This is a genomic window from Exiguobacterium sp. s122 (assembly GCF_018618475.1).
Taxonomy (GTDB): Bacteria; Bacillota; Bacilli; order Exiguobacteriales; family Exiguobacteriaceae; genus Exiguobacterium; species Exiguobacterium himgiriensis.
The window spans coordinates 1,102,114-1,126,848 of sequence record NZ_JACSMD010000001.1 but is presented as its reverse complement, the minus strand read 5'-3'; the positions used below and the strand labels follow the sequence as shown (position 1 = coordinate 1,126,848).

The 24,735-nt window shown below is 51.4% G+C and carries 27 protein-coding genes; 4 read left to right on the top strand and 23 right to left on the bottom strand.

What is annotated here, in order from left to right:
• Window positions 1–12: 12 nt before the first annotated feature.
• From glnA to hflX, 4 genes are all read right to left on the bottom strand, one after another.
• The gene (gene glnA, locus KNP92_RS05765; RefSeq protein WP_214838473.1) at window positions 13–1,353 is read right to left on the bottom strand and encodes a type I glutamate--ammonia ligase; all 1,341 of its coding nucleotides are present in this window, start codon (window positions 1,351–1,353) and stop codon (window positions 13–15) included.
• A 46-nt stretch (window positions 1,354–1,399) separates the two neighbouring features.
• Window positions 1,400–1,804 (bottom strand): MerR family transcriptional regulator, encoded by a 405-nt coding sequence (locus tag KNP92_RS05760; protein ID WP_214838471.1) that lies wholly within the window; start codon window positions 1,802–1,804, stop codon window positions 1,400–1,402.
• Between the two features lie 93 nt (window positions 1,805–1,897).
• A complete protein-coding gene (locus KNP92_RS05755; protein WP_214838469.1) occupies window positions 1,898–3,193 on the bottom strand; it encodes a methionine gamma-lyase family protein in 1,296 nt (431 codons plus the stop codon).
• A 3-nt stretch (window positions 3,194–3,196) separates the two neighbouring features.
• On the bottom strand, window positions 3,197–4,447 hold the full coding sequence (hflX, locus tag KNP92_RS05750) for a GTPase HflX (RefSeq protein WP_214838467.1): 1,251 nt from the start codon (window positions 4,445–4,447) through the stop codon (window positions 3,197–3,199).
• A gap of 98 nt (window positions 4,448–4,545) precedes the next feature.
• On the opposite strand from hflX, the gene KNP92_RS05745 reads away from it, so the two are divergent.
• Window positions 4,546–5,541 carry a site-specific integrase gene (locus KNP92_RS05745; RefSeq protein ID WP_214838465.1) on the top strand — a complete coding sequence of 332 codons (996 nt, stop codon included), beginning with the start codon at window positions 4,546–4,548 and terminating at the stop codon, window positions 5,539–5,541.
• A gap of 62 nt (window positions 5,542–5,603) precedes the next feature.
• A complete protein-coding gene (locus KNP92_RS05740; RefSeq protein ID WP_214838463.1) occupies window positions 5,604–6,002 on the top strand; it encodes a hypothetical protein in 399 nt (132 codons plus the stop codon).
• A 6-nt stretch (window positions 6,003–6,008) separates the two neighbouring features.
• Here KNP92_RS05740 and KNP92_RS05735 read toward each other — a convergent pair whose 3' ends face one another.
• Together KNP92_RS05735 and KNP92_RS05730 are read right to left on the bottom strand one after the other, a co-directional pair.
• Window positions 6,009–6,860 (bottom strand): MBL fold metallo-hydrolase, encoded by an 852-nt coding sequence (locus KNP92_RS05735; protein ID WP_214838461.1) that lies wholly within the window; start codon window positions 6,858–6,860, stop codon window positions 6,009–6,011.
• 77 nt (window positions 6,861–6,937) lie between these two features.
• Window positions 6,938–7,486: a GNAT family N-acetyltransferase gene (locus KNP92_RS05730; RefSeq protein WP_214838459.1), complete on the bottom strand. Its 549-nt coding sequence runs from the start codon at window positions 7,484–7,486 to the stop codon at window positions 6,938–6,940.
• 144 nt (window positions 7,487–7,630) lie between these two features.
• On the opposite strand from KNP92_RS05730, the gene KNP92_RS05725 reads away from it, so the two are divergent.
• Window positions 7,631–8,788, top strand: a complete 1,158-nt coding sequence (locus KNP92_RS05725) for an MFS transporter (RefSeq protein ID WP_214838457.1) — start codon at window positions 7,631–7,633, stop codon at window positions 8,786–8,788.
• A gap of 63 nt (window positions 8,789–8,851) precedes the next feature.
• On the opposite strand, the gene KNP92_RS05720 is transcribed toward KNP92_RS05725, so the two are convergent.
• Both KNP92_RS05720 and KNP92_RS05715 read right to left on the bottom strand, forming a co-directional pair.
• Complete coding sequence (locus KNP92_RS05720) at window positions 8,852–9,355, bottom strand: hypothetical protein (protein WP_214838454.1); 504 nt, start codon at window positions 9,353–9,355, stop codon at window positions 8,852–8,854.
• On the bottom strand, window positions 9,345–10,160 hold the full coding sequence (locus KNP92_RS05715) for a hypothetical protein (protein WP_214838453.1): 816 nt from the start codon (window positions 10,158–10,160) through the stop codon (window positions 9,345–9,347). Before KNP92_RS05715 ends, KNP92_RS05720 begins: the two co-directional genes overlap by 11 nt.
• A gap of 90 nt (window positions 10,161–10,250) precedes the next feature.
• Between KNP92_RS05715 and KNP92_RS05710 the strand changes: the two genes are divergently transcribed.
• Entirely contained in the window at window positions 10,251–10,799 is a 549-nt protein-coding gene (locus KNP92_RS05710; RefSeq protein ID WP_214838450.1) for a DUF4256 domain-containing protein, read from the top strand.
• Between the two features lie 23 nt (window positions 10,800–10,822).
• On the opposite strand, the gene KNP92_RS05705 is transcribed toward KNP92_RS05710, so the two are convergent.
• The 15 genes from KNP92_RS05705 to KNP92_RS05635 form a co-directional block, all read right to left on the bottom strand.
• A complete protein-coding gene (locus KNP92_RS05705; RefSeq protein ID WP_214838448.1) occupies window positions 10,823–11,308 on the bottom strand; it encodes a hypothetical protein in 486 nt (161 codons plus the stop codon).
• A complete protein-coding gene (locus tag KNP92_RS05700; RefSeq protein ID WP_214838446.1) occupies window positions 11,305–11,580 on the bottom strand; it encodes a hypothetical protein in 276 nt (91 codons plus the stop codon). The genes KNP92_RS05705 and KNP92_RS05700 overlap by 4 nt, the downstream gene beginning before the upstream one ends.
• Before the next feature lie 61 nt (window positions 11,581–11,641).
• Window positions 11,642–12,853 (bottom strand): hypothetical protein, encoded by a 1,212-nt coding sequence (locus KNP92_RS05695; RefSeq protein ID WP_214838444.1) that lies wholly within the window; start codon window positions 12,851–12,853, stop codon window positions 11,642–11,644.
• 147 nt (window positions 12,854–13,000) lie between these two features.
• A complete protein-coding gene (locus tag KNP92_RS05690) occupies window positions 13,001–13,885 on the bottom strand; it encodes a hypothetical protein (protein WP_214838442.1) in 885 nt (294 codons plus the stop codon).
• A 137-nt stretch (window positions 13,886–14,022) separates the two neighbouring features.
• Complete coding sequence (locus KNP92_RS05685) at window positions 14,023–14,541, bottom strand: RNA polymerase sigma factor (RefSeq protein ID WP_214838440.1); 519 nt, start codon at window positions 14,539–14,541, stop codon at window positions 14,023–14,025.
• 96 nt (window positions 14,542–14,637) lie between these two features.
• On the bottom strand, window positions 14,638–15,819 hold the full coding sequence (locus KNP92_RS05680; protein ID WP_214838438.1) for a glycine C-acetyltransferase: 1,182 nt from the start codon (window positions 15,817–15,819) through the stop codon (window positions 14,638–14,640).
• Window positions 15,820–15,834: 15 nt separating this feature from the next.
• A complete protein-coding gene (gene tdh / locus KNP92_RS05675; RefSeq protein WP_214838436.1) occupies window positions 15,835–16,911 on the bottom strand; it encodes an L-threonine 3-dehydrogenase in 1,077 nt (358 codons plus the stop codon).
• Window positions 16,912–17,081: 170 nt separating this feature from the next.
• Window positions 17,082–17,342 carry a stage V sporulation protein S gene (locus KNP92_RS05670; protein WP_024371608.1) on the bottom strand — a complete coding sequence of 87 codons (261 nt, stop codon included), beginning with the start codon at window positions 17,340–17,342 and terminating at the stop codon, window positions 17,082–17,084.
• Between the two features lie 26 nt (window positions 17,343–17,368).
• Window positions 17,369–18,163 carry a TIGR00282 family metallophosphoesterase gene (locus KNP92_RS05665; protein ID WP_214838435.1) on the bottom strand — a complete coding sequence of 265 codons (795 nt, stop codon included), beginning with the start codon at window positions 18,161–18,163 and terminating at the stop codon, window positions 17,369–17,371.
• A gap of 48 nt (window positions 18,164–18,211) precedes the next feature.
• The gene (rny, locus tag KNP92_RS05660; protein WP_214838433.1) at window positions 18,212–19,774 is read right to left on the bottom strand and encodes a ribonuclease Y; all 1,563 of its coding nucleotides are present in this window, start codon (window positions 19,772–19,774) and stop codon (window positions 18,212–18,214) included.
• A gap of 187 nt (window positions 19,775–19,961) precedes the next feature.
• Window positions 19,962–21,011, bottom strand: coding sequence for a recombinase RecA (gene recA, locus KNP92_RS05655; RefSeq protein WP_214838431.1), 1,050 nt, complete (start codon window positions 21,009–21,011; stop codon window positions 19,962–19,964).
• Between the two features lie 76 nt (window positions 21,012–21,087).
• Window positions 21,088–22,317 (bottom strand): competence/damage-inducible protein A, encoded by a 1,230-nt coding sequence (locus tag KNP92_RS05650; RefSeq protein WP_214838429.1) that lies wholly within the window; start codon window positions 22,315–22,317, stop codon window positions 21,088–21,090.
• A gap of 60 nt (window positions 22,318–22,377) precedes the next feature.
• Window positions 22,378–22,956: a CDP-diacylglycerol--glycerol-3-phosphate 3-phosphatidyltransferase gene (pgsA, locus tag KNP92_RS05645; protein ID WP_214838427.1), complete on the bottom strand. Its 579-nt coding sequence runs from the start codon at window positions 22,954–22,956 to the stop codon at window positions 22,378–22,380.
• A 30-nt stretch (window positions 22,957–22,986) separates the two neighbouring features.
• Window positions 22,987–23,841 (bottom strand): helix-turn-helix domain-containing protein, encoded by an 855-nt coding sequence (locus KNP92_RS05640; RefSeq protein WP_251136404.1) that lies wholly within the window; start codon window positions 23,839–23,841, stop codon window positions 22,987–22,989.
• Window positions 23,842–23,889: 48 nt separating this feature from the next.
• Window positions 23,890–24,666, bottom strand: coding sequence for a YmfK family protein (locus KNP92_RS05635; protein ID WP_214838423.1), 777 nt, complete (start codon window positions 24,664–24,666; stop codon window positions 23,890–23,892).
• Between the last annotated feature and the right edge of the window lie 69 nt (window positions 24,667–24,735).

Sequence of the window (24,735 nt, the reverse complement as noted above, 5' to 3'; positions counted from 1 at the left end):
TTTTTAGTTAAATTAGTAAAGCGTCATGTACTGATCGCGCTCCCACTCTGTCACTTGCATACGGAACATGTCCCACTCGATTTCTTTCAACTCGAGGAAGTGTTCGCCGATATGCTCGCCGAGTGAGTCCATGACAACTTTGTCGGCACGGAGCACTTCGAGTGCATCGAAGAGCGTCGCTGGGAGATCGTCGATTCCGTTCGCGACACGCTCAGGCTTGTCCATCACGTAGATGTTGCTGTCAATTGGCTTTGGTGCAGCCATGTCTTTTTCAATCCCGTCAAGGCCTGAAGCCAAGAGCGCCGAGAGGGCAAGGTACGGGTTCGCCGCCGGGTCAACCGAACGGACTTCGATACGTGTCGAGAGGCCACGGGCCGCCGGTACACGCACGAGCGGTGAACGGTTGCGCGCGCTCCACGCTACGTAGCAAGGTGCTTCGTAACCAGGAACGAGTCGCTTGTACGAGTTGACTGTCGGGTTACAGACAGCCGTGAATGCACGAGCATGCTCAAGGATTCCAGCAGTGAAAGCGCGTGCCGTATCCGAGAGTTCCATGTCGCCGTTCGGGTCGTAGAAGACGTTCGTGTCCCCTTTGAAGAGCGACATGTTCGCGTGCATCCCAGAACCGTTGACACCGAAAAGTGGTTTCGGCATGAACGTCGCGTGAAGACCATATTTCGCCGCAATCGTCTTCACGACGAGTTTGAACGTTTGGATGTTGTCGGCTGTCGTCACCGCATCCGCATATTTGAAGTCGATCTCGTGTTGGCCTGGTGCAACTTCGTGGTGCGACGCTTCGATTTCAAAGCCCATGTTTTCGAGTTCGATGACGATCTCTTTACGGCAGTTCTCGCCGAGGTCGACTGGCGCCAAGTCGAAGTAACCGCCTTGGTCGTTCAGTTCAAGCGTCGGTTTGCCGTTCAAGTCTTTCTTGAAGAGGAAGAACTCTGGCTCTGGCCCGACGTTGAATGCCGTGAAGCCGAGCTTTTGCATGTGCTCAAGGTTCCGCTTGAGCGTACCGCGCGGGTCACCACTGAACGGTGTACCGTCCGGGTTATAAATATCACAAATCAAGCGAGCGACTTTTCCGCTGCCATCAGTCCACGGGAAGACAACCCACGTGTTAAGGTCTGGATAAAGGTACATATCTGACTCCTCGATGCGAACGAACCCTTCGATTGAAGAACCGTCGAACATCATCTTGTTGTCGAGCGCTTTGTCCAATTGACTGATTGGCACTTCGACGTTTTTGATTGTTCCGAGGATGTCTGTGAATTGAAGACGAATAAAGCGTACGTCCTCTTCTTGTGCGATCCGTTTAATGTCTTCTTTCGTGAACGTTTTTCTGGCCATGGTGAAATGTCCCCTCTCACATTGTGTAATGGTTGATGTGTTGCCGTCAGCGATAAAAACGTGAAAGCTCACCTTGGATGAGCGACGTTTTATTGAAGCGTCCGGCTTCTTGCAGTTGTGTCTTTAACAGTTGATGCAATTCTTTCTCCGAGATTTTCGGCGTGTCACTGACCGGTGCCGGCGTGGCGGAGGCATCCGCCTCTTTCGGCTGCTCATTGTCCAACATGTGGCGAATCGCCGCCAAGTTGAACCCTTGGTCGATGAAGTCCTTGATCGCGAGTAGACGTTCGACATCATTGAAGGAATAAAGTCGTCGTTTCGATTCCGTCCGACTAGGCGAAATCAGACCCTGTTCTTCGTAATACCGAATCTGCCTACCTGTCAGTTGCGTTAAATCTTGGACGATTCCAATCGGAAACAACGGGTTGGAGCGACGAAATTGATCGGCCATCCCTTACCCCTCCTTTGCTGTCTTACACTGTGAGAATAATACATGACACTTTTCCTGTCAAGAGATGTTAAGAAAGTTAACATGACATTTCGGTTACAATGCAGATGTGAGTTTAGTATGGTCAAACGTGACGAGTCCTTTCGTACGTAATTGGCTCAAGGCGAGCATTAGTGCGACCTTCACGTGGGCGTAGGTCAAGCCCCCTTGGACGTAAGCCGTATACGGCGCGCGAAGCGGTCCGTCAGCGGATAATTCGATGGACGAGCCTTGAATAAACGTCCCGGCTGCCATGATGACGTCATCCTCATAGCCTGGCATATACGCCGGCACGGGGAGCGCATGTGCATTCACTGGCGAGGCCATCTGGATGCTTTGGCAGAAAGCGATCATTTTATCCCGGTCCCGGAACGTCACCGATTGAATCAAGTCCGTTCGACGCTCGGTATGGTGCGGCGTCGTCTCAAAACCGAGCAACGCGAGCAGGCTTGCGGTCAGGTGTGCCCCTTTGAGCGCCTGGGCAACCGTATGAGAGGCCATGTAAAAACCTTGGTACATCTCTTGGAGCGAATAGAGCGACGGGCCGGCCTCGCTACCGATTCCCGGTGTCGTCATACGGAACGAACAACGTTCCACGAGTTCACGCGTCCCGGCGATATAGCCACCTGTCTTCGCGAGACCGCCTCCCGGGTTCTTAATGAGGGAACCGGCCATCAAGTCGGCCCCGACGTGCGTCGGTTCGATTGTCTCGACGAATTCACCATAACAGTTGTCGACGAAGACGAGTACATGCGGATGAGCCGCCTTGATTTTTGCAATCGCCTCACCAATTTCCTCGACCGGAATGCTGCGTCGGTTAGCGTAGCCTTTCGAACGCTGGATGCCGACGAGCTTCGTCTCGGGACGAACACGCGCGATGACGGTCTCGACGTCGATGCGATCGTCTTTCAGTTCGACTTTGTCATACGTGACGCCGAGCTCTTTCAGTGAACCACGCCCATCGCCTCGAATCCCGACGATCTCTTCGAGCGTGTCGTACGGTTTCCCGGTAATGTAGAGCAATTCGTCGCCAGGCAACAACACACCAAACAAGGCGATCCCGATGGCGTGTGTTCCCGAGATGATTTGCGGTCGACAGAGGGCGAGCTCCGCCCCGAACACGTCCGCATAAATCGATTCGAGCGTATCCCGACCGATGTCGTCATAGCCGTAGCCCGTCGTCGGATTGAAATGGAAGTCCGACACTTTATGTTTTTTGAACGACTCGAGGACGCGGAACTGGTTGAACTCCGCCGTCTCCTCGATTCGTTCCACGAATGGTTTAATGCGCGCTTCCGCCGCTTTCACGAACGGCGCGATCTCTTCATAATGTTCTATCTTGTCTTGCCACATATATCACACCTCAAATTGTTTCAGCGTCGCATATAGACGCGTGTCTTCTCTCATATACCCGACGAGTTCGACCGAACCGTCGTCTTGAAACGCTTCTTCAAGCCGATACATCGCCTCTTTTGCCGGATGATAGTGCTCGAACGAGCTAACCGGCAAGACGACGTGGACGCGCGTCAACACGTCACAGATTTTATCTTCGACTGCCCCGATGAGCGTCTCGATGTCACTCGGGTCAATCGCCGAGATGAGGAGCGGTCCCCCGAGGAAGTCCTCAGTCAACCGGTCTTTCTTGTTGTACACCTCGAGTTGCGGCACTTCGCTCGCCCCGAGTTCTGAAAGGACAGCGTTCGTCGTGTCGATTTGGTTCAAATAGTGCGGGTTCGACGCGTCGATGACGTGTAGCACCAAATCGGCCCCGACGACTTCTTCAAGTGTCGACCGGAACGCCGCGACGAGTTTGGTCGGCAAGTCGCGGATAAATCCGACCGTGTCGGTGATGAGCACTTTTCCGCCCCGCGGCAATTCGAGCTCACGCGTGAGCGGATCGAGCGTCGCGAACAGTTCGTCTTGCTCATACGTGTCCCCTTCAGTCAAGCGGTTAAAGATTGTCGACTTCCCGGCGTTCGTGTAGCCGACGAGGGCGATTTGGAAGACACGATTCTCTTTCCGGCGTTCCCGATAACGGTCACGGTGTGCGACCGTCCCTTCGAGCTGTTTCGTGATTTCATCGATTCGACGTTTGATATGACGACGGTCCGATTCGAGTTTCGTCTCACCCGGTCCACGCGTCCCGATGCCACCACCAAGACGTGACAACTGGGTTCCTTGCCCGATCAGACGTGGCAATAGATAGTTCATTTGCGCGAGCTCGACTTGGAGCTTCCCTTCCTTTGACTGGGCCCGTCCCGCGAAAATATCGAGGATGAGTTGCGTCCGGTCAATCAACTTCATCTCATCCGGGTCGTTCAACGAAATCCGAATGTTCTTCGACTGGGCTGGAGACAGCTCGGCGTTAAAGATGACGATATCCGGTTCGAACTGTTCGACGAGCATGGCGAGCTCTTCGATTTTCCCCTTTCCGATGAACGTACGGCGGTCGACTTGCTGTCGCTTTTGATCGAGTCTGGCGACGACTTCCCCTTTGGCGGTGTCGACGAGTTCGACGAGTTCACCCATCGATTGTTCATATGTCCAATCATCGACTGTCGGTAGCTGACAGCCGACGATGATTACTTTCTCTCGTTCCATATTCATTCCTCATTCCTATTTAGATCTCATCCCCCATCTTACCATGAATCAAGGAATGGAGAACGTCCGTTTGTGGTACGATAAGAATAGAAGGAGGAACGACGATGACGAAACGAACGAAAGATTACCCACTCCCGGAGTATATCGAGACGTACTTGTATCATCTCGGGGCGAGCGGACGGCAACCGTCGACGCTGAAACGCTATCGCTACGACTTGATTGACGTCCATAAATACTTCCGCGACCATAACGTCGAACTCGACACACCTAAGGACTGGCTCGCCGTCCCGCTCGAATCGTGGAAAACGTTCGTCAACGATTTCCTAATTGAAGAAAAGCTCTACCAGCAAGCGACGGTCGCTAGAATCGTCACGGTCATCAATAGCTTGACGACGTTTTTGAACCCGCTCCGTAAAAAGATGCTCCACTATGCACAACCGGCACATACGCTCACTGTCGACCAAATCGCACTCGAGACGGAGTTCGATCAGCTCGTCAGAACGATCCGGTCGACGAAAGGGTTGAGTGAGAATCAGCTCCAAGCCCATCCTTACCTCGTCAATCGGAACGAACTGATTGTGACACTCTTCTATAAATATGGACTCCGCGTCCACCACATCATTCGGCTGCGGATGAACGATTTACATCTTGCGAGCCATGAATTCGACGTCTATGACCGTCTCGGCAACCGCTTTACGTTAAAACTTAGCCAAGCAGACCAGTCGCTCCTCATGAATTACCTCGCGGACATCCCGACCCCGGTCCGCCCACGTTGGTATTCCGATGATCCCGTCTTCGTCTCGTTCGATTTCGCTCGAATGACGTTCCGCTGGGTTTATGCGAAGAATCAACCGAAACAGCTGACGATCGTCATGATCACGAAGATGATGAGACAGTTGAACGAACGGAGCGGCCTCGCCCGCTCGGTCACCCCGTCGATGCTCCGGAACGCCCACGTTCTAAAGACGTATGCGGTAGACATGACACCACTCGAGCGCATGAATCTCACATGTATGCATAAAGAGTCGTCGCTTCGTCGCTATGAGCAGGCGTATGTCGAGTTCGGTGAGACGCTCTATGCATCCAAAACGATTCTCTAACGAGCCGGCATGGACAGATGTCGGCTCGTTCGTTTCCTATTAAATAGTCAGGAGGAGAAGCCGTGTTGTTCCAAAAGATTCAATCCGCATTGTTCAGCTTATTCATCATTCCGTTCGTGATACCGCTCGTGCTCCCGGATGCATTCGAATTGTCGTATTGGCAGAGCGTCCTCGTCTATGCCCTATTCGCCGTACCCGTTGTGTTTTTGTACGGAACGACGATGTCGCTATTATCGGAATACCTCAGTAAAAAGACGCCATTCCGTTCGAAACGGATGACGTCCTTGTTCTATCACTTGATCGGCGGATGGCTGTTCGTCGTACCATATGGTCTCCTATTCGACCCGTCCATTTTTGAGATGGGCGTCTTGAATTTCGCCTCGGTAATCGGCCTCGTCAGTGCGACGCTCTTTTTTGCAGTCGATCGTTTGCTTCAACGTATTTTAAGTGCAACGTTATGATAGTGGTCACTCGTCTGCTTCATCGACATATCGACCGTGGGACGGGACAGCGCGTTCTTGGAACTGCTCAGCCAGTTTACTCAAACCAGTCGTCAACGCCTCCCCAGACAGCGGTTGCCCGTGCCCGGCCGCCGCAATCTGAGGATGTAACGCCGCTAAGAGTTGAACCGAGCGCTCTGCCTCCTCCCAATCGGTCGTCAAGTAGACCGGGGGCCCTTCCACACTTTCATGTTGGGTCAGAACGCGATACAAAGAATCTTGTTTAACGGTCACGAACGCATCTCCCGCGAGAAGAACTCGATCACGTTTCCGATAGAAAGAGACGTGTCCCGGTGAGTGGCCGGGCGTATGGAGCCATTGCCACTCCGAGAGAATCGGGACCGTCCCATCTGCCGGAAGCGGATGAAGATGTTCTGATATATCAATGGCTTCGACCGGATAGATGGACGATACTTTTGCGAGCACGCCACCTTCGACACTCGCATCCGGTTCCGGATAATGCTGTTGCCCAGTCAAATACGGCATCTCTAAGCGGTGCGCGTATACCGGAACAGGGAACCGTTCTAAAATGCTGACGATTCCACCGACATGGTCGAAGTGGCCATGTGTCAGCAGAATGGCCTTCAACTGATGATCCACGCCGAACAGTTGCTCCGCCACTTGCAGCAATTTAACCCCTGAAGCCGGCATGCCCGCATCGACCAACACCCATTCATTTAAAGCTGTATCGGTTTGAACGAAATAGGCGTTCACGATTTGGTTCGTGTAACAATAGACGTGATCGGCGACCAGTTGTGTCGTTCCAGATTTGGTCGACGTGACCGGAAGTGCCCGGTTCGTGGAAGTACTCTTCTTCATCTGTCAATCCCTCCTTGACTAAAAATTCCTCGACATACTTTGCTATTTCCTAGTCAATGAAGGATGAAACCCTCCCCTTACTGAGCCCACTCGTTTCTTAATAACCCGTAGACGATGTGGTCGACGTAATGGTCGTATAGCCATTCTGCCTCCCGCAATACCCCTTCTTCTTTAAAGCCGAGTCGTTCTGGTAACGCCCGACTCTTCACATTCCCCGTCGCGACCCGAATCTCGATTTTATTCAACTTCAGTTCGCGGAACCCGTATTCGATGAGCGCCTCGAGCGCTTGGCTCATAATGCCTTTCCCTTGAAACGCTTCGCCGAGCCAGTAGCCGATCGTCCCGCACTGAACACCTCGGTCGATCTCGTTATAGCCGACCGTCCCGGCAAGTTCGCCCTTATATACAATCGCAAACGACTTCGGATAGCCGCCTGTCTCGATCAATCCGTTGATGCGCCCTTCGATATTTCGTTTTGAGTCGTCGACCGTCTCGATATAATCGAGCCAACCGAGCCATTCCCTTAGGTATGGCTTAGACGCCATCGTCAATTCGAACAACGCGTCCGCGTCATCGACGGTGAACATGCGTAGCGAAAGTTCCTCACTAATGTCATATCGTAACATGGCGTTTCCTCCATCCACTCCCAGTTATTGTGTTCTTCGTTGTTATATCGTAAACTATTTGTAAATAATTTGAAAGTGGTGAAAATATGTAAGCTGGCTTCATCCATCTCATCCAAAATTGAATAGGCTTGGAGGAAATTTGTGATGAAGTCATTTTACACACTCTTGGTCAGTCAATGGCTGGCCAATATCGGTGACGTGCTTTATATCGTCGCCTTGATTGCTTTGTTGTATCAACAGACCGGTTCCGCTCTTGCCGCAGCCAGTTTCCCGATTACCGTTACAGTCGGCATGACCGTGAGCGGTCTGTTCTTCGCCCGTGTCTTGTCTCGATTTACGCTTGGGCAAACGTTACTCGTCACGCAACTGTTGAAAACAGTCTTGCTCTTGGCCGTACTGTGGTCGGAGTCGATTCTCGTCCTTGGTCTCGTCGTACTCATCGCGTTTTTGGACGGGTTCGCCCGCCCGGTCCAAGCGTCGTTCATCCCCCGATTGACAACGAATCGTCAACGAGCGAACAGTCTCGTCCAAGGCTCGAACCAGTTCATCCAGCTGGCGATGTGGCCGCTTGGCACGATTGTGGTCACTTCGTTTACGAGCAATCTAGCTTTAACCGTCGCGTTGATGTTGTTCGCACTGTCGACGTTCGTCACGTTTCAGTTTGTCCGTTCGCTCGACGTTGACGTGACGGTAGAGGGTGATGAATTAGACGTGTCCTTTAAGGAAAGCCTCGACTTCGTACGAACAACACCTTTCGTTCGCACTCTTACAGTGTTCGTCACGTTCGAATCGTTCGTCAGCACACTCTGGATTTCGGCACTATTGCTCGTCTATTTGGAACGACACCTCCACATCGATACCGGCTGGCGGGGCACGATGAACGCGAGTTTCTTGGTCAGTATGATTCTGGCCAGTGCATACCTATATCGGTCACAACGGACCAGTTCGCTTGGGATCAGCTCCATGCTTTCGGTCGGGACCGCCTTGTTGTTTGGTGTGACGTCTCACATCGTGTTCGCCCTCATCGCGCTTGCGATTCAAGGATACGCCACACAGCTCCGGATCATCCAGACGAATACGGTACTCCAAGAAACGACACCAGCCGCACGACTGCCATACGTCTATAGTGTCCAACAGACGGCCTACACCTTTGCCTTCAGCATCGGTAGCTTAACGTTCGGAATGCTGGCGGACGGATTGCCGATTGCCGTCGTCTATTTGATGGGCGCAGCGTTGACCGTTCCGCTCGTCTGGATTGGTCGACAAATCGATCAAACGCACAATGTCGTGCATTCGACTTAACAAACAGGCGCCCTCTCTCACTGAGAAGGCGCCTCTTTACTGTCATGCGTACTTCAAATAAGTTTACCAATCAAAGTAAAAACTCGGACTTCCGCGTCGGATACAAGTTAACCCAATCGCCGTCTCGACAGTCGGATCCGACAGCGTGATAATCTCAAGTACCGTGTCCAAACCGTAAATCCGATAGTGATACAACATGGCATCATCCGGTTTGATGAACTCCCACAACTGAAATCGCGTCTTTTGTAAATGGTCGAGATAACCTGACTTTGTATAACGAACGATTTGATTTCCTTCAAATTGATCGTGAGGCGTGACCACCACACCATCGGCATACGATTCATCAATGACTTCCATGTAGATGATGTCTTCAAAACGGAGTTTCACGTTCACCATCTCGCTTTGCGGATGAACCCCATTCGTCTCGAGTCGCTCGCGAAAAGAGGCGTTCTGTTTCTTCCGATAGTCGAGAAGTTGCAGCTGGAACGTCAGGCGTTTCAGACCGATGTCATAATTGAAAGCAAACACGTGCATCCCGGAATAACGAAACAACTCTTCAACTTTCATTGGGAATTGCCTTTCCAGGCTGTTCATACTGAAATACTCCAAACCCATATCCTTCTCTCAAATCTCCTCCGACAAACAATGAGACAATTCCGGTTTCGGTTGCGATGAAGAAGCGGGCCCCTTCCCACTCTTCGTAATGTTCCAGGATTGACACAAGTGGATGGATCGCTTGTTCCGATTGTTTCAAAACATCATAAGTCACTGTATACGTTTTCGACCCCAACCATTTTCCACTAGATTTAACGGTATAATGAATTCCCGTCCGCTTCGCCCAAGACTCGTGATCGATTAAACATTTACTTTTACATGTCACGACCTGAAATGAGGTGACACCGAGAGTGATGAATAAGTCCGTCATGAATACTGCAGGGTCTTTCACTTTCGGTAACCCGAACTCTCTCCATTGGCTGTTCGGTGAAAGATCGTATGCATCCTCCATTTTCAGAGAATACGAATCGGGGTCATGAAACGTTTGACTTTGGGCAATCAAAAAATCAATAATCGACAAGTCTTGTGGGGGTTGCTCGAGCAAAATCTTTACTTGCGTATGTAACGTGCGAACATACGGATTATACAAAAATACGAGATTTTTATTCAAATAGATGCCGAACGGTAACGTCAAATCAATCCATCGAAGCTGAAGCAATTGTGGCTTCGTCACATGTAAGTTCAGCTCTGAAAAGTCGGTCACGCGGTAAGACGCATCCGGCAGACAATCAGACCAAATCGTTTTGAGTTGAAACAAATCAATATTCTGGAACGTCTGCTCGTGTAGCTGCTGGACATTCACTTCATCAAAGTTCAACGTACATTCCCCTTTCGCTCAATGAATTATGAATGGATGGCGAAAAAATATCTTATACTGATAGAAACTACTGAAACGGAGTGAAGCATCGTGACCAACCTCTCAACTGAAGACAAAAACAAGTTATTCGCGATCATCGAATCGCGCTTTGACACCCATATGGCGCGACATCCGGATGTCGTCTGGTCAGACGTGGTAACGAAGCTTGAGACAAATTCGGACAAGCTCCTCACACTCTCTGAAATGGAACGGACCGGCGGCGAACCGGATGTGATTCGACTTCCAAACGGTGACCTCGCCTTTTGTGACTGCTCACCAGAAAGTCCGAGCGGACGCCGAAGTCTTTGTTACGATGAGAAGGCGCTAGCGGCGCGGAAGAAGAACAAGCCGGACGGGAGTGCCGTTGCCTTAGCTGAACAGATGGGGCTTGATCTACTTGACGAAGCGACGTATCGCCATTTGCAGACGCTCGATACATTCGACTTGAAGACGTCGAGTTGGATTGTAACGCCCGAGACGATTCGTCAAAAAGGCGGCGCCTTGTTCTGCGACCGCCGCTATGACCACACCTTTGTTTATCACAACGGTGCCGATTCGTATTACGCGGCCCGAGGATTCCGGGGGATGTTCAAGATTTGAGCAAGTCCATGCACCTTGCTCTTTCACGTGAATAGCCACTGAAAGACGACCGGGATGTATTTGATAAAGAAGAGGCTTACGAAAAAGAGCGAGGGTACTTTTAGCAACCACATGTACCAGGCATTGTTTTTACGCATCCAGAACAGAATGATGGCATGAATTAGCGCATTCTGTGTGACGTTTGAACCATGTAGCATTTGACTAAAGAAAGCTCCCCATCCAGGGAATGAATCGATCCCGAACGATGCCGTGAAATCCGGCGACGTATCATATTTGATGCGTACGTACCACGCCATTGCATAAACTGATACGAATATCGATGCCCAAATCGTCATCCATAAAAATATGAAAAATTCTTTCCACGACTCCACGTCGATGATACAAATGACGATTAAAATTCCAATCCCAATCACAACGTTAATAATAAACAGCGGAGAAATCGTCAGAATCGAAAATTCTTCCGCTGTCATGAATGATCCGGCTACTACATTTGAAAGTTGGCCTATCATCGGATCCTCATCGCTTTTACGTGTGGGAGCAGTGTGTCATATAATTCGACGTACAGCATAATGCCTAGCCCGATGCCGACAAGTAACAAGATTGCACCGAGATGTTTCGTCGTCATGAAGAGAAGCAGCACATGAATCACAATCGTTGCGATGATGCTGTCTACCGTCCCAGAGCCATCCGAGATTGCTTGTTTAGGTTTCACCAGTAAATAAATGCCTAATGTCGAAAAAAGTATACTAATGCTTGCAATTAAAATAAGATCAATCATCATTACATATCTCCAAACTTTAAAATTTAAATTCGGTATTTGAAATAAAATTTCTTACCCCAAATTACTCAATCACGAAATCCAGTCCCCACGGAAAATCGACTTGAATCGATTCAATCAGGTTCATCTGTTCGTCCACGATCAAGAGCCTCCCAGTCTCAACCTCATCGTCCTGTCCCGATTCGAAATCACGTTCCACGATATACGACCGCTTCAACAGCGGGTTGTAATAAAGGTAGCGATAAAGGTTGTTGTTGTCCCAGTAAGGACGCTCTACCTGCTCGACCGTGAACTTATCACCGAACGTCCACTTTACGACGATCAGTTCATCAGTTTCTGTGAACAGATCGTATTTTGAGACGATTTGATATCCTGACTCCTCGCTCGTCATCCGAATCGGATCCGCATCGTAGTAAGCATTCACCAAGAGCGGGATCGCTTTCGTCGTCATCTCCCCACCGTCACGAATCCGATACATGTTCCCTAGACTGTCGGCGAAATAGGCGCTCGTGCCATCCGAGTAGAGCGTGGTGTATTCATACGGTTGCTCTTCCCCTTGGAAGACGGTCGCTTTACCGGTCACCTTGTCCAGAAAGACCATCCCACCCGGGTCTCGCTTGTCAGACACTGCGAGCGAGGTCACATAGGCGATGTGACGTTCCGTCTCTAAAATCTTTTGCGATTTCGGCTCGAGTTCAGGGGGGGTCTCATACTTCGCCTGCCGCTCGTAATTGGATATCGTGGCCGGAATGCCTTTGCCTTTGATGTACGTTTGTTTTCCCGTTTTATGCGACGTGAGCGTCTTGAACCAAGTGTCGGTGCCTTGATGGCTCACCGAATCGATTGTCACGTCATAGTCGAAGTAGGTGACCACTTCTTTCTTAAATCGTTTGGTATGCAGGTCGAACGTGTAAAAATGATCTGCGCATTGAGCCTGATCCAATGTCCCATAGAGGAGATTTGGTTTCTCTATTTTTTGGTCTAATGCGATTGATCCTAAGTCCGGGTCTTGGATGATCTGCTCATTTAAAATTTTACCGTCCCGCCCTATTTCGACTAAATACGTATTGTTTGCCTCTGTTCCCGATTTGACGTAACGGTCTGGATAAAGCAAAAACAGACTCCCTTCATGAGACGAGAAGGATACACTCGTCACGTCCGTCGATAGGATAGGGAGCGACTCGGCGTCCGAGTTTTGATCAAAATAATCGAAAGTGATCCAACAGAGGGCACAAAGTCCCAAAACACCAAGTAATAACTTCCGTATTTTATTCATCGTTGTCTACCTTTTCATTTACTGTCCCCTTATAGAAAACAGCATATTTCTATAGATCTTTTAAAATTTTAGTGGATAAACTAGAATAAGTCTACCAATTTTTTCAAAAGAAAAACGCGTACTTTCATGCAGTACGCGTTTCATGAATTATTTCACCGGACCCGTCATCTTCACTTCACCAATTCCTTTGATTCCTAAATCGATTTCATGAGTCGCATCCATGGTTGTATAGGGCAAATGGAACGTTAGCGTCGTCTTCCCCTCAGTCACTTCCGTTCGATAACCTGTTTCAATTCGATACGTCGTACCATTTCCGTCATTTAAATATACGTTATCGACAAAAAAGTTTTCGTCGTATCTTTCGCCATCCACACGTAAAACGACATGCGTAGACGTCATGTCCGTGGCCACACGGATCACCTCGATTCCCCCTTCAGAACGAGACATTTCATACTGTATGACATCACCCGGTAAAGTCGTTTGGAGCGGCAACGTCCAATCTCCATTTACCGTTTCACTACGACCATCCCGTGTCCAATGTAGCGTCTCAATATGCACCTTTGCACCGTCAAGAGATGGGATGACGCGATTCTTCGATTCAGCCAATATTTCGTGGATGGTTACGCCTTCCTCTGAATCGATGTACGTGTTAAAGCGATGGCCAATCAAATCGCCTTCTCCTTTCAACGGTTTCGTGTCAGAGATGAACTCATCAAGGTACGTTCCGTCTTTTGCTTGAATCCGATACTCGAGATGGAACGCTGTTTCGTCCCCGAGTTGAATCTTCTCCCCCTCGACCGCGAAACGAAGCGCCAGTTTATGCTGGCCAGCGATCATCTGTTCTAATGTAACGGTGACGTTCTGATCAGTCACTGACGCGGCTCGTACGTTTTCCTCTGACGTCATGGCGACTTGCTCGATACCACGGTCTTGGAATTGAAAAAGACGGTTAAAAGCGGCAAGTGCTGTCCCTTCGACAGAGAGCATGATAATGAGCAGGAACGTCGCTGCCATCATTAAGAGCGTTCGCATCGGCTTATTCCGGCTTTTCCTTTTTAATCTAGCTTCATATCTAATATGCTCATAAGAGGAATCAAAGGCTTGCTGCGCAAGCTTCGACACAGTCGCTTCATGATTCATTTTGCTTAATCGTTCGTCTAGCTCTTCCTTCATCCCGATTCACGCTCCTCTCGATAATATGTATCTTTCAACTGTTGTCTCGCCCGTGAAAGTCTTGCTTTGATGGTTCCTTCTGGTATCTCGAGAACGTCCGCAATCTCACGCGTCGTCAATTCCATCACATAACGTAACGTGACGACCTCCCGATATGCCGGGGAGAGTGCGAGAATCGCTTCTTCAAGTTCGACTGTGTAGGTATCGTTCGTCCTTGCTTCTTGCTTTACTGCATTTCCGTTTCCTTCACGTTCTCGCTTTCTCATGAGTCGATGACATTCATTCAACATGATTTTATATAACCATGTATGGATGAACGTCGCATCGCGTAACGTATGAAGTTTTGTATAGGCAATCAGTACCGTCTCTTGCATGACATCGGCCACGTCAGCTTCGTGTCGTAACATTCGACTTGCTCCTGCGTAAAGCACCGATTCATATTGGCGCATCAGTGCGATGAACGCTTCTTCATCCCCTTTTTGCGCCCGCTTGACGAGACGTCTTCGTTGTTCCATCTGGTCACTCTCCTTTTGTTTGTCATACATTAGAGTCGAATGCCTCGCCTTTCGTTGCATTAAAAAACTGCAGACGATTTGTCTGCAGTCTCAACCTTACGCGTGGAGCGTCACGTTCAATTCTTCAGCGACCACTTTGAAGGCAGCGAGTGCGCGTTCGAGGTCGTCACGTGTATGTTCTGCCGTCACGATCGTCCGAATCCGCGCCTTGCCTTTCTCGACCGTCGGGAAGGCGATGCTCTGTGCGAACACACCGTGGTCTTTCAATTTGTCCGAGAACGTATGCGCGAGCGTCTCTTCACCGAGCATGACCGGCGTGATCGGCGTTGTCGCGTGACCGATGTCGAAACCGAGGTCACGCAGGCCTGTCTTGAAGAACTCCGTGTTCGCCCAAAGCTTGTCGAACAGGTCTTCCTCTTCCTTCATGACGCGAATCGCTTCCTGGTTCGCTGCGACGACTGCTGGCGGGTGTGACGTCGAGAAGAGGAACGGGCGCCCTTTTTGAATTAAGAAGTCGCGGACGTCGTTCGAGCAGGCGACGTAGCCGCCGAGGACACCGATGGCTTTTGAGAGCGTCCCGACTTGGAGCGCGACCCGCCCATCGAGTCCGAAGTGGTTGACCGTCCCGCGGCCGTTCTGACCGAGGACACCTGACGCGTGCGCGTCGTCGACCATGACCGCTGCGTCGTACTTTTCCGCGAGTTCGACGATTTCAGGGAGTGGCGCGATGTTCCCATCCATCGAGAAGACGCCGTCCGTGACGATGAGACGCGTCCGGTAGTCTTGCGTCTCTTTCAACGCCGCCTCTAAGTCTTCGAGGTCGACGTGCTTATAGATGCGACGTGCCGCTTTCGTCAAACGGATGCCGTCGATGATTGAGGCGTGGTTGAGCGCGTCGCTGATGACGACGTCTTCCGGGCCGAGAAGGGCCGATAAAACACCAAGGTTCGTCGCGAAGCCCGACTGGAACACGAGCGCGGCTTCCGTATGTTTGAACTCGGCGAGTTCGCGCTCGAACGCCTCGTGCATCTCGAACGTACCAGCGATCGTCCGGACCGAGCCCGTGCCCGCCCCGAACTGTTCGACCGCTTCAATCGCCGCTTGCTTTAGACGTGGATGGTTGGCGAGTCCGAGATAGTTATTTGATGACAATTGTACGAGCGACTTCCCATTGATCGTGACCTCGTTCCCTTGCGCCGACTCGAGCGGCACGAGCGAGCGGAACGTGCCCGCTTGCTTCATTTCATTGACTGCTTCTGTAATATGTTCAAATGCCATATCGATTCCCCCTGTTTATGGTAGTAAGACGACCTTTCCACATTTCCCGGCCCGCATGAGCTCGAAACCTTGCTCGAACTCCTCGAGCTTGAACACGTGGGTGATGATCGGTTCGACGTTCAATTGCCCGGTCGCGAGTAACGTTGACACTTGGCCCCACGTCTCATACATTTTGCGCCCGGTGATTCCTTGAACCCGGACCCCTTTAAAGACGACGTCGCGCGTCAAGTCGATGGCAACCGGTTTTGCCGGAAGGGACAACACGTTGACATCGCCCCCCGCCGTCACCATCTTGAACGCTTGATCAATCGCAACGGGATGCCCACTCATCTCACAGACGACATCGATGCCGTCTCCGTCCGTCTCAGCCATAATCAACTCGAGCGGATTCTCTTCTAAGCTATTGATGACGACGTCTGCCCCCATCTCCGCGGCGAGCTTCAACCGATACGGATTGACGTCGATCGCATACACACGGCTCGCCCCGGCTGCCTTGGCGACCCCGACGGCCATAAGTCCAATCGGACCGCATCCGACGATGGCGACCGATTTGGCCGACACGTCGCTCGCGAGCACCGTATGGACGGCGTTGCCGAGCGGTTCTTGAATCGAGGCAAGCTTCGCCGGCATCGACTCCGGGTTCACCCATAAGTTCTCTTCTGGCATGACGACGTATTCGGCGAAGCACCCTTGCGTGTCGACACCGATAATTTTCGTATTTTTACAGATGTGATACTGTCCGCGCAAACACTGTTTGCACTGATGGCAGACGATGTGCGTCTCGGCCGAAACGGCTTGACCGACCTTGATGCGTTTCGCCCCTTCCCCAAGCGCCACGACTTCTCCCGAGAACTCGTGACCGAACACGTACGGCGGTTTGACGCGGCTCTTCGCCCAATCATCCCACTCGTAAATATGGACATCGGTCCCACAAATCGATGTCGCCGTCACTTTGATTAACACTTCACCCGGACCCGGTGTCGGAATCGGTACTTCGACCAATTTTGCCCCGAACCCGGCCGTGTGTTTTTGAATCGCTTTCATAACAGGTGTCGTTACTTCCTTCTCTGTCGTTGACACGAGCTGTTCCATTGAAAACGTCCCCCTCTTCATCTCTTAATCGAACTTCACGTTCTCTTTCATCTTGTCATAAAATGACGAACCTGAGAAGATGAAACGTTGGATTTTCACACAAAAAAGAGAAGCCATCCGCGCCGATGGCTTCTCTTTACAAGAATAGGACCTATGTCCCGACCGCAAGCTCATCGTGGTTCGATGATGAGCTTGATCGCAGTTCGTTCTTCCCCGTCGATTAAAATATCCGTGAACGCCGGAATGCAAATCAAATCGAGGCCGCTCGGCGCAACGAAACCGCGCGCGATGGCGACCGCCTTAATCGATTGATTGAGCGCCCCGGCGCCGATTGCTTGAATTTCACACGTTCCTTTTTCACGAAGTACGCCAGCGAGTGCACCCGCAACGGAGTTGGGATTCGATTTTGCCGAAACTTTGAGTACGTCCATTCTTGTTTCCCCCTCGGGTAGGTTGTTCAGTCAAACCAAACGGTCTGATCGTCTAGGTGTATGCGTTCGATTTTTGTAGCTCGTTTCGATTGGTCATCGATTGTGATTAAAACTCCATTAAGTTGTTCCCGTCCCTCGGCAACTTCAAACCGGACCGGGAGCTGTGTCAAGAATTTTTTCAATACGACGTCCGCATCCATCCCGAGCACGCCGTCGAGCGGTCCTGTCATACCGACGTCTGTAATGTAAGCCGTACCACCCGTGAGCACGCGCTCATCGGCCGTCTGCACGTGCGTGTGCGTGCCGACGACCGCTTGGACCCGACCGTCTAAATGGTAACCCATCGCAATCTTCTCGCTCGTCGCCTCGGCGTGCATGTCGACGAAGATGGCGTCGACGTCATCTTTCAACTCGTCAATTAACGCGTCGACCGTCCGGAACGGACAATTGAGCGATGGTAAGAAGACCGTTCCCATCGCATTGATGACGGCGAGTTTTTTCCCGCGCTGCTTCAACACCATCATCCCGACACCCGGTGTCCCGTCCGGATAGTTTGCCGGGCGGACGATGCGGTCAGCGTCATCGATCCAGTCGAAGATGTCACGGTTGTCCCACGTATGGTTGCCCATCGTCACGCCATGGAAACCGAGCTCTAAAAATTGTTGGTAAATCTTCTTCGTGATGCCGCGCCCGTTCGCTGCGTTCTCACCGTTGACGAGCATGAACGTCGGGTTGTACTTGTCTTTCAAACGACCGATTTGAGCGGCCAAGATGTCACGTCCCGGTTTCCCGACAACGTCACCGATAAATAGAATTTTCATGAGGGTCCTCCTTCATCAATAGAAAAAGCGGAGAAGGCCTCCGCTTTTTTACTTCGCATAATCGACGGACCGTGTTTCACGGATGACCGTCACTTTAATTTGTCCTGGATAATCGAGTTCATCTTCAATCCGCTTACAAATGTCGCGTGCCATCTTACTCGCCACGACGTCGTCGACGACGTCCGGACGTACGATGATGCGCACTTCACGACCTGCTTGAATCGCGTAAGATTTCTCGACGCCTTCGAACGATTCACAAATCGATTCGAGGCGCTCTAAGCGGCGAATGTAGCTTTCGAGCGTCTCTTGGCGAGCGCCTGGCCGTGCCGCTGACAAGGCGTCGGCCGCAGCGACGAGCACGGCGATCGTCGACGTCGCTTCCACGTCCCCGTGGTGCGAGGCGATAGAGTTGATGACGACCGGGTGTTCTTTGTACTTCGTGGCCAGCTCGACCCCAATCTCGACGTGACTCCCTTCGACTTCATGGTCAATCGCTTTCCCGATGTCATGGAGAAGTCCGGCCCGCTTCGCGAGCGTCACGTCTTCTCCGAGTTCGGCGGCCATCATGCCGGCAAGATGGGCCACTTCGACCGAGTGGGAAAGTACGTTTTGTCCGTAGCTCGTCCGGTAACGCATACGACCGAGCGTTTTGACGAGGTCTGGATGCACGCCGTGGATTCCGGCCGCAAACGTCGCTTCTTCTCCGTATTCACGGATCCGTTCATCGACTTCACGGCGTGACTTCTCGACCATCTCTTCGATTCGGGCCGGGTGAATCCGACCGTCTTGAACCAACTTTTCGAGTGTCATCTTGGCGATTTCACGACGGACCGGGTCGAATCCAGATAGGATGACCGCTTCCGGTGTGTCATCGATGATGAGGTCGATGCCCGTGAGCGTCTCGAGCGTCCGGATGTTACGTCCTTCGCGCCCGATGATGCGTCCTTTCATCTCATCGCTCGGCAAGTTGACGACCGAAACCGTCGTCTCCGCCACGTGTTCGGCAGCATAACGTTGCATCGTAAGCGATAAGAGGTGTTTCGCTTTTTTATCAGCTTCAAATTTTGCTTTTTGCTCGATTTCTTTTTGAAGGAGAGCAGCATCGTGAAGCGCTTCCTGCTTCGCTTCGTCCATGATGATGGTCCGTGCTTCTTCTTTCGACAAGGCTGCGACGCGCACTAGTTCTTGGCGTGCCTCCTCGTACAACTCCTCCACTTTGCTCTCAAGCGTTTCGGCTTCGCGTTTTCGTTTCGCGAGTGTGGCTTCCCGTTCGTCAAGTGAATCTTCTTTCCGCTCAAGCATGTCTGCTTTGCGGTCAAGAACCTCTTCTTTTTGAACGAGGCGATTCTCTTTCACCTTTTGCTCTTCGCGACGTTCGCGCAATTCTTGCTCCGTCTCGTTGCGAAGTTGAATCATCTCTTCTTTTACTTCAAGCCGTGCTTCTTTTTGCATCGCTTCCGATTGTTGTCTCGCTTGCTCTACAATCTTGGTCGCTTCCGTCTCAGCACCTTGAATCTTCGCTTCGGCGATCGATTTACGCACAAAAAAACCTGCAACAAAAGCTATCGGCAAAAGGAGGATCAGAATAAGCTCTAATAGCCATTCCATCATGTTCACCTCCCTTTCGCAAGGTTTATTTTATTTTTTCATGAATGAATACGCGAGCGAGCCCGCGTATAGCTTTATTGTACTTATTTACATAGGAGAATGCAATGCGCGGACAGGATAGAACTACCAATTCACGAAAAAATTATACTAAAAAAATCTCACTCAGAATCATCTGAGTGAGAGGTGTCCATTATTCATCATCGAGAAGTGAGAGCACGTCATCCTCTTCTGCAGCGACGGTCACGGTTTTCTCGCCGTTTAACCCGTAATGATCGCGAATCTGTTCTTCGACAGCTGCCGCGACATGCGGGTTTTCTTTCATGAACTGCTTCGCGTTCTCCCGGCCTTGACCGAGACGTTCTTCATTGTACGAATACCACGCACCGCTCTTCTGAACGATATCGAGGTCAGCCCCGATGTCGATGAGCTCGCCTTCACGTGAGATACCTTCCCCGTACATGATGTCGACTTCGGCCGTTTTGAACGGTGGTGCGATCTTGTTTTTGACGACTTTAATCTTCGTCCGGTTTCCGACCATGTCTTGTCCTTGTTTAAGCGTTTCCGCACGACGTACTTCAAGACGAACAGACGAGTAAAACTTGAGGGCACGTCCACCTGGTGTCGTTTCCGGGTTACCGAACATAATCCCAATCTTCTCACGAATCTGGTTGATGAAGATGACAATCGTCTTCGACTTGTTCGTCGCACCTGACAATTTACGGAGCGCTTGGCTCATGAGACGAGCTTGAAGACCGACGTGCGAGTCACCCATCTCCCCTTCAATCTCGGCTTTCGGAACAAGTGCCGCAACCGAGTCGACGACGAGAATATCGACCGCACCAGAGCGGACGAGTGCTTCTGCGATTTCAAGCGCTTGCTCACCTGTGTCAGGCTGTGACAAGAGGAGCTCATCAATGTTGACGCCGAGGTTCTTGGCGTATTTTGGATCGAGCGCGTGCTCGGCATCGACGAACGCTGCTTGTCCGCCACGTTTTTGTACTTCCGCAATCGCGTGGAGCGCCACGGTCGTCTTACCTGAAGATTCTGGCCCGTACACTTCGATGACACGTCCACGTGGATAGCCACCGGCACCGAGGGCGATGTCGAGGGCGATCGACCCTGAAGGTGTGACCGATACTTGTTGATCTGTATTTTCACCAAGGCGCATGATTGAGCCTTTGCCGAACTGTTTCTCGATTTGGCGTAACGCCATGTCTAACGCTTGTTTACGATCACTCATAGATTAATGAGCCTCCTTTAATTGATACTCTTATTATAAGCTAACGACATCCGATACACAAGTTTTTTGCGAACGTTTATTCGCCTTTTTTCACTCGTTGTAACAGTGCCCATAATCCATCTTTCGCGGCCCGCTCTTGAATCACATGTCGTTCTTGATGCGGATAGTGACGTTCGATGACTTCGATTCCTTGTCTCGTCTTCAGCCCGATAAATACCGTCCCGACAGGCCGGCCGGAACCAGAAACGGGGCCTGCTTCTCCTGTATAAGCCAATCCGTAATCGGTCGACGTCAGTTGAATCAAGCCTTGAATCATTTCCGAAGCAACTTCTTTTGAGACGACCGTTCGAGACTCTATTGTAGCAAGAGAGACGCCCAAACACCTATTTTTTAGCTCGTCGGAGTATGTGACGACGCCGCCCGTGAATACGGCAGAAGCACCGGGCACGTTCGTGAGCATCGCTTGGACGCGGCCGCCCGTCAACGACTCGGCGACCGATAATGTCGCCGAATCTCGTGCGAGTTCACGAATCAATGCCGAAGCGAGCGTGTCCTCGTCAGAACCGAAGTAATAGGCACCGACCCGATTCAATACATCTCGTTTCACAGCGGCGATCATCTCGATCGCCTCTATCTCCGTTTTTGCCTTCGCACTGATGCGTAGCCGCGCCTCCCCGGACTCCGCATACGGGGCGACGGTCGGATTGGAGCCATCCATCAAGTCGGATAAGGCGTCATCGAGCGCGGACTCTCCAATCTCGTAGAAGCGAAGCGATTCAGAGACGAGCGTCGCTCCGGAGAACTTTTGAGGGAACGTCGCTTCGACGATCGCTTTCATCTCCCGCGGGACACCTGGCATGAGTAACCATGTCGTCTCCCCATCGTCAAGCCACATCCCGGGAGCGAGACCGACCGGGTTGTCGAGCACCTCACATCCTTCAAGTACGTCGGCTTGTCGACGATCTCCCTCGTTCAACTCCCGTCCCCGTGACCGGACGAACTGCTCGATCGTACCGAGCGAAGCTTCATCCCGGAGGATTCGGCGGTCAAGCAAGTCGGCGAGAATCGTCTTCGTGATGTCATCCTTCGTCGGACCGAGCCCGCCGGTGACGATGACGAAGTCACTCCGTTCCTTCGCTTTCGCGAACGTCTCTTTCAGGCGCGAGACGTTATCCCCGACGACTACATGATACAGCACAGGGATCCCGTACTTCGACAATTGAAGTGAGATGTAGCGGGCGTTCGTGTTTGTGATTTCCCCTAACAGTAATTCAGAACCTACCGCAATGATTTCGGTCCGTTGCACTGATTTTCCTCCTCACGATTCAAAAAAAGACGAGTTGCAACCACAACTCGTCTTCTCGATTCACATCGATTTTACAATAATTTTATAGTTTTGAGCGAAGTATTCGGCTCCCGAATAAATCGTTAAGGCGAGAGCAAGCCACATCGCCCATTCGCCGAACGGGATGCCGATGTAACTGAAAATCGGGTTCCCGAACAACAAGAAGATGATGGCAAACAGCTGGACCCATGTCTTCGCCTTGCCTGACTTTCCAGCCGCGACGACGATGCCTTCATCGGCCGCAACGAGTCGCAGTCCTGTCACGGCAAACTCACGAGACAAGATGACGACGACGACCCAGGCCGCGACGAGATCCATCTCAACGAGCAAGACGAGCGCAGCGGTGACGAGCAGTTTGTCCGCGAGCGGATCCATGAACTTCCCAAAGTTCGTCACGAGATTGTGCTTTCTCGCCAAATGGCCGTCGAGCCAATCGGTGATGGCCGCGACCGTGAAGACGACGGCGGCTAAAAATTGATGGAGCGGGACTTCCGCTCCGAGGAAAGCGATGTCTCCCCACTCAAAGTCTACAGCGAGCAAGACGACGAATACGGGGATTAGCACGACCCGTAACATCGTCAAGCGGTTAGGTAGATTCATCGAGAATTCCTCCTCTAGTTGAGTATCGGCTTATTCAGCGTCGACTCTCTTTACAAAGATATTTTGTGTGACCGGTGAATCGGCAAGTTCGAGTTCGCGTCCGTTGACGACAATTTTCTCGACGCCACCAATCAACCCGATCCGAATGCGAAGTGTGTCGGTCTCAGCGTCTTCAATCACAATCGGGTTTTGCTTCGATTGGTTCGGATATTCAGGTGCGAGGAACGGTCCTTCAAGCGACGTATCACGCACGCCTACATATGTTGCCGGCGAGTCCTTCACATGAATCTCGGTCGTCAATCGCTCATCCGTCGCAATCTCATACGTCAAATCGGCTCCATTCGTCTCGGTCACCGCGATGGGGCCTGTCTCTTCAGCTGGCTCTTCTTCGACTGGTTCTTCCTCGACCGGTGCTTCTTCATCAGCCGGCTCTTCTTCCGGCACTTCTTCATTTTGATTGATTGACACGCCAGAGCTCGGCGCCTCATTCGGTGAAGCGTCCTGGCCGCCGAAATCGAGGCTTCGGACCACGTACCACACGGCCGTCATGAGCAAGAACGCGACAAGGACGAGCATCACTTTCGGCACCCAGCGCGAGACGCGGCTCGACGTTTCAGACGCCTTCGAGTACGTCTGTTTCCGTGATAACTGTGCCGTCGGTTGCGGTTCGATCTTCGGCAAGTCTTTCGCGTACGTCTCGTACAGCTCATCAACGTCTAGACCGAGTGACTCGGCATACGTCTTGATGAACGCCCGTGCATAGAACGAACCAGGGAGATTTTTATAATCACCTTCCTCGATCGCGATGATATAGCGCTTTTGAATCTTCGTCGTTTGCTGGATTTGATCGAGCGTCAAGCCGCTCGCTTCACGCCTTTGTTTCAAAAAAGTCCCTAGTTCTGTCACAGGGGTCCACACCTTCCATTCAAATAATTATTCAAACCATTCTGCTTCGCGATGCGTTTCTTGCGGGATGACGATGACTTCATCTTGATTGTTGCGCAACTCGATAATATAGTCAAAATCCTCGAACACGCAGTCCGTGTTTCGGACGTATAGGTCAGGATGTTCAATCACTTTGACGGCCGGCAGCCGCATGACTTCTCGAATCAATTGACGATGTCGTTCGTCCATCGTCCGTGTTGAGACGGCGCCGTCGATTATGTAGACGTGATCGCCTTCCCGTTCTTCTTCAAACAGTGATGTCCGGACCGTCTGCTTCATGAGCGTCGACGAAAGGAAGAGCCATCGCTTATTGGCACATACGCTGGCCGCAACGATTGATTCCGTCTTGCCGACACGCGGATTACCGCGGACGCCAATCAAAAGATGACGTTCTTCTTTCATCAATTCGGCGACAAAGTCAACGAGAACGCCTAAGTCCCCACGCACGAAACGGAACGTCTTCTTATCGTCGTTATCGTGTTCGATGTATCGCCCGTGCCGAATGGCGATCCGGTCCCGTAGTTTCGGACGGCGCAGTTTGATGACGGCAATCGCTTCCATCTTACGGAGGATATGTTCGAGCCGGTGGACGTGATCGGCGGCCGGTGCTTTCAGGAGCATCCCGCGGCGCTGCAAGTCGACCCCGTTAATCGTCACGATTGAGATTTGGAGCATTCCCATGAGTGACGCGATGTCACCGAGAATACCAGGTCGATTTTGGCACAGTTCATACTCGAGATACCATTCTTCGAACTTATGGTCCATCCGATCCACCCTTTCCGATACACGTTCGCTACCTTGTCCATTCTAAATTATTTTAGAAGAATTGAAAAG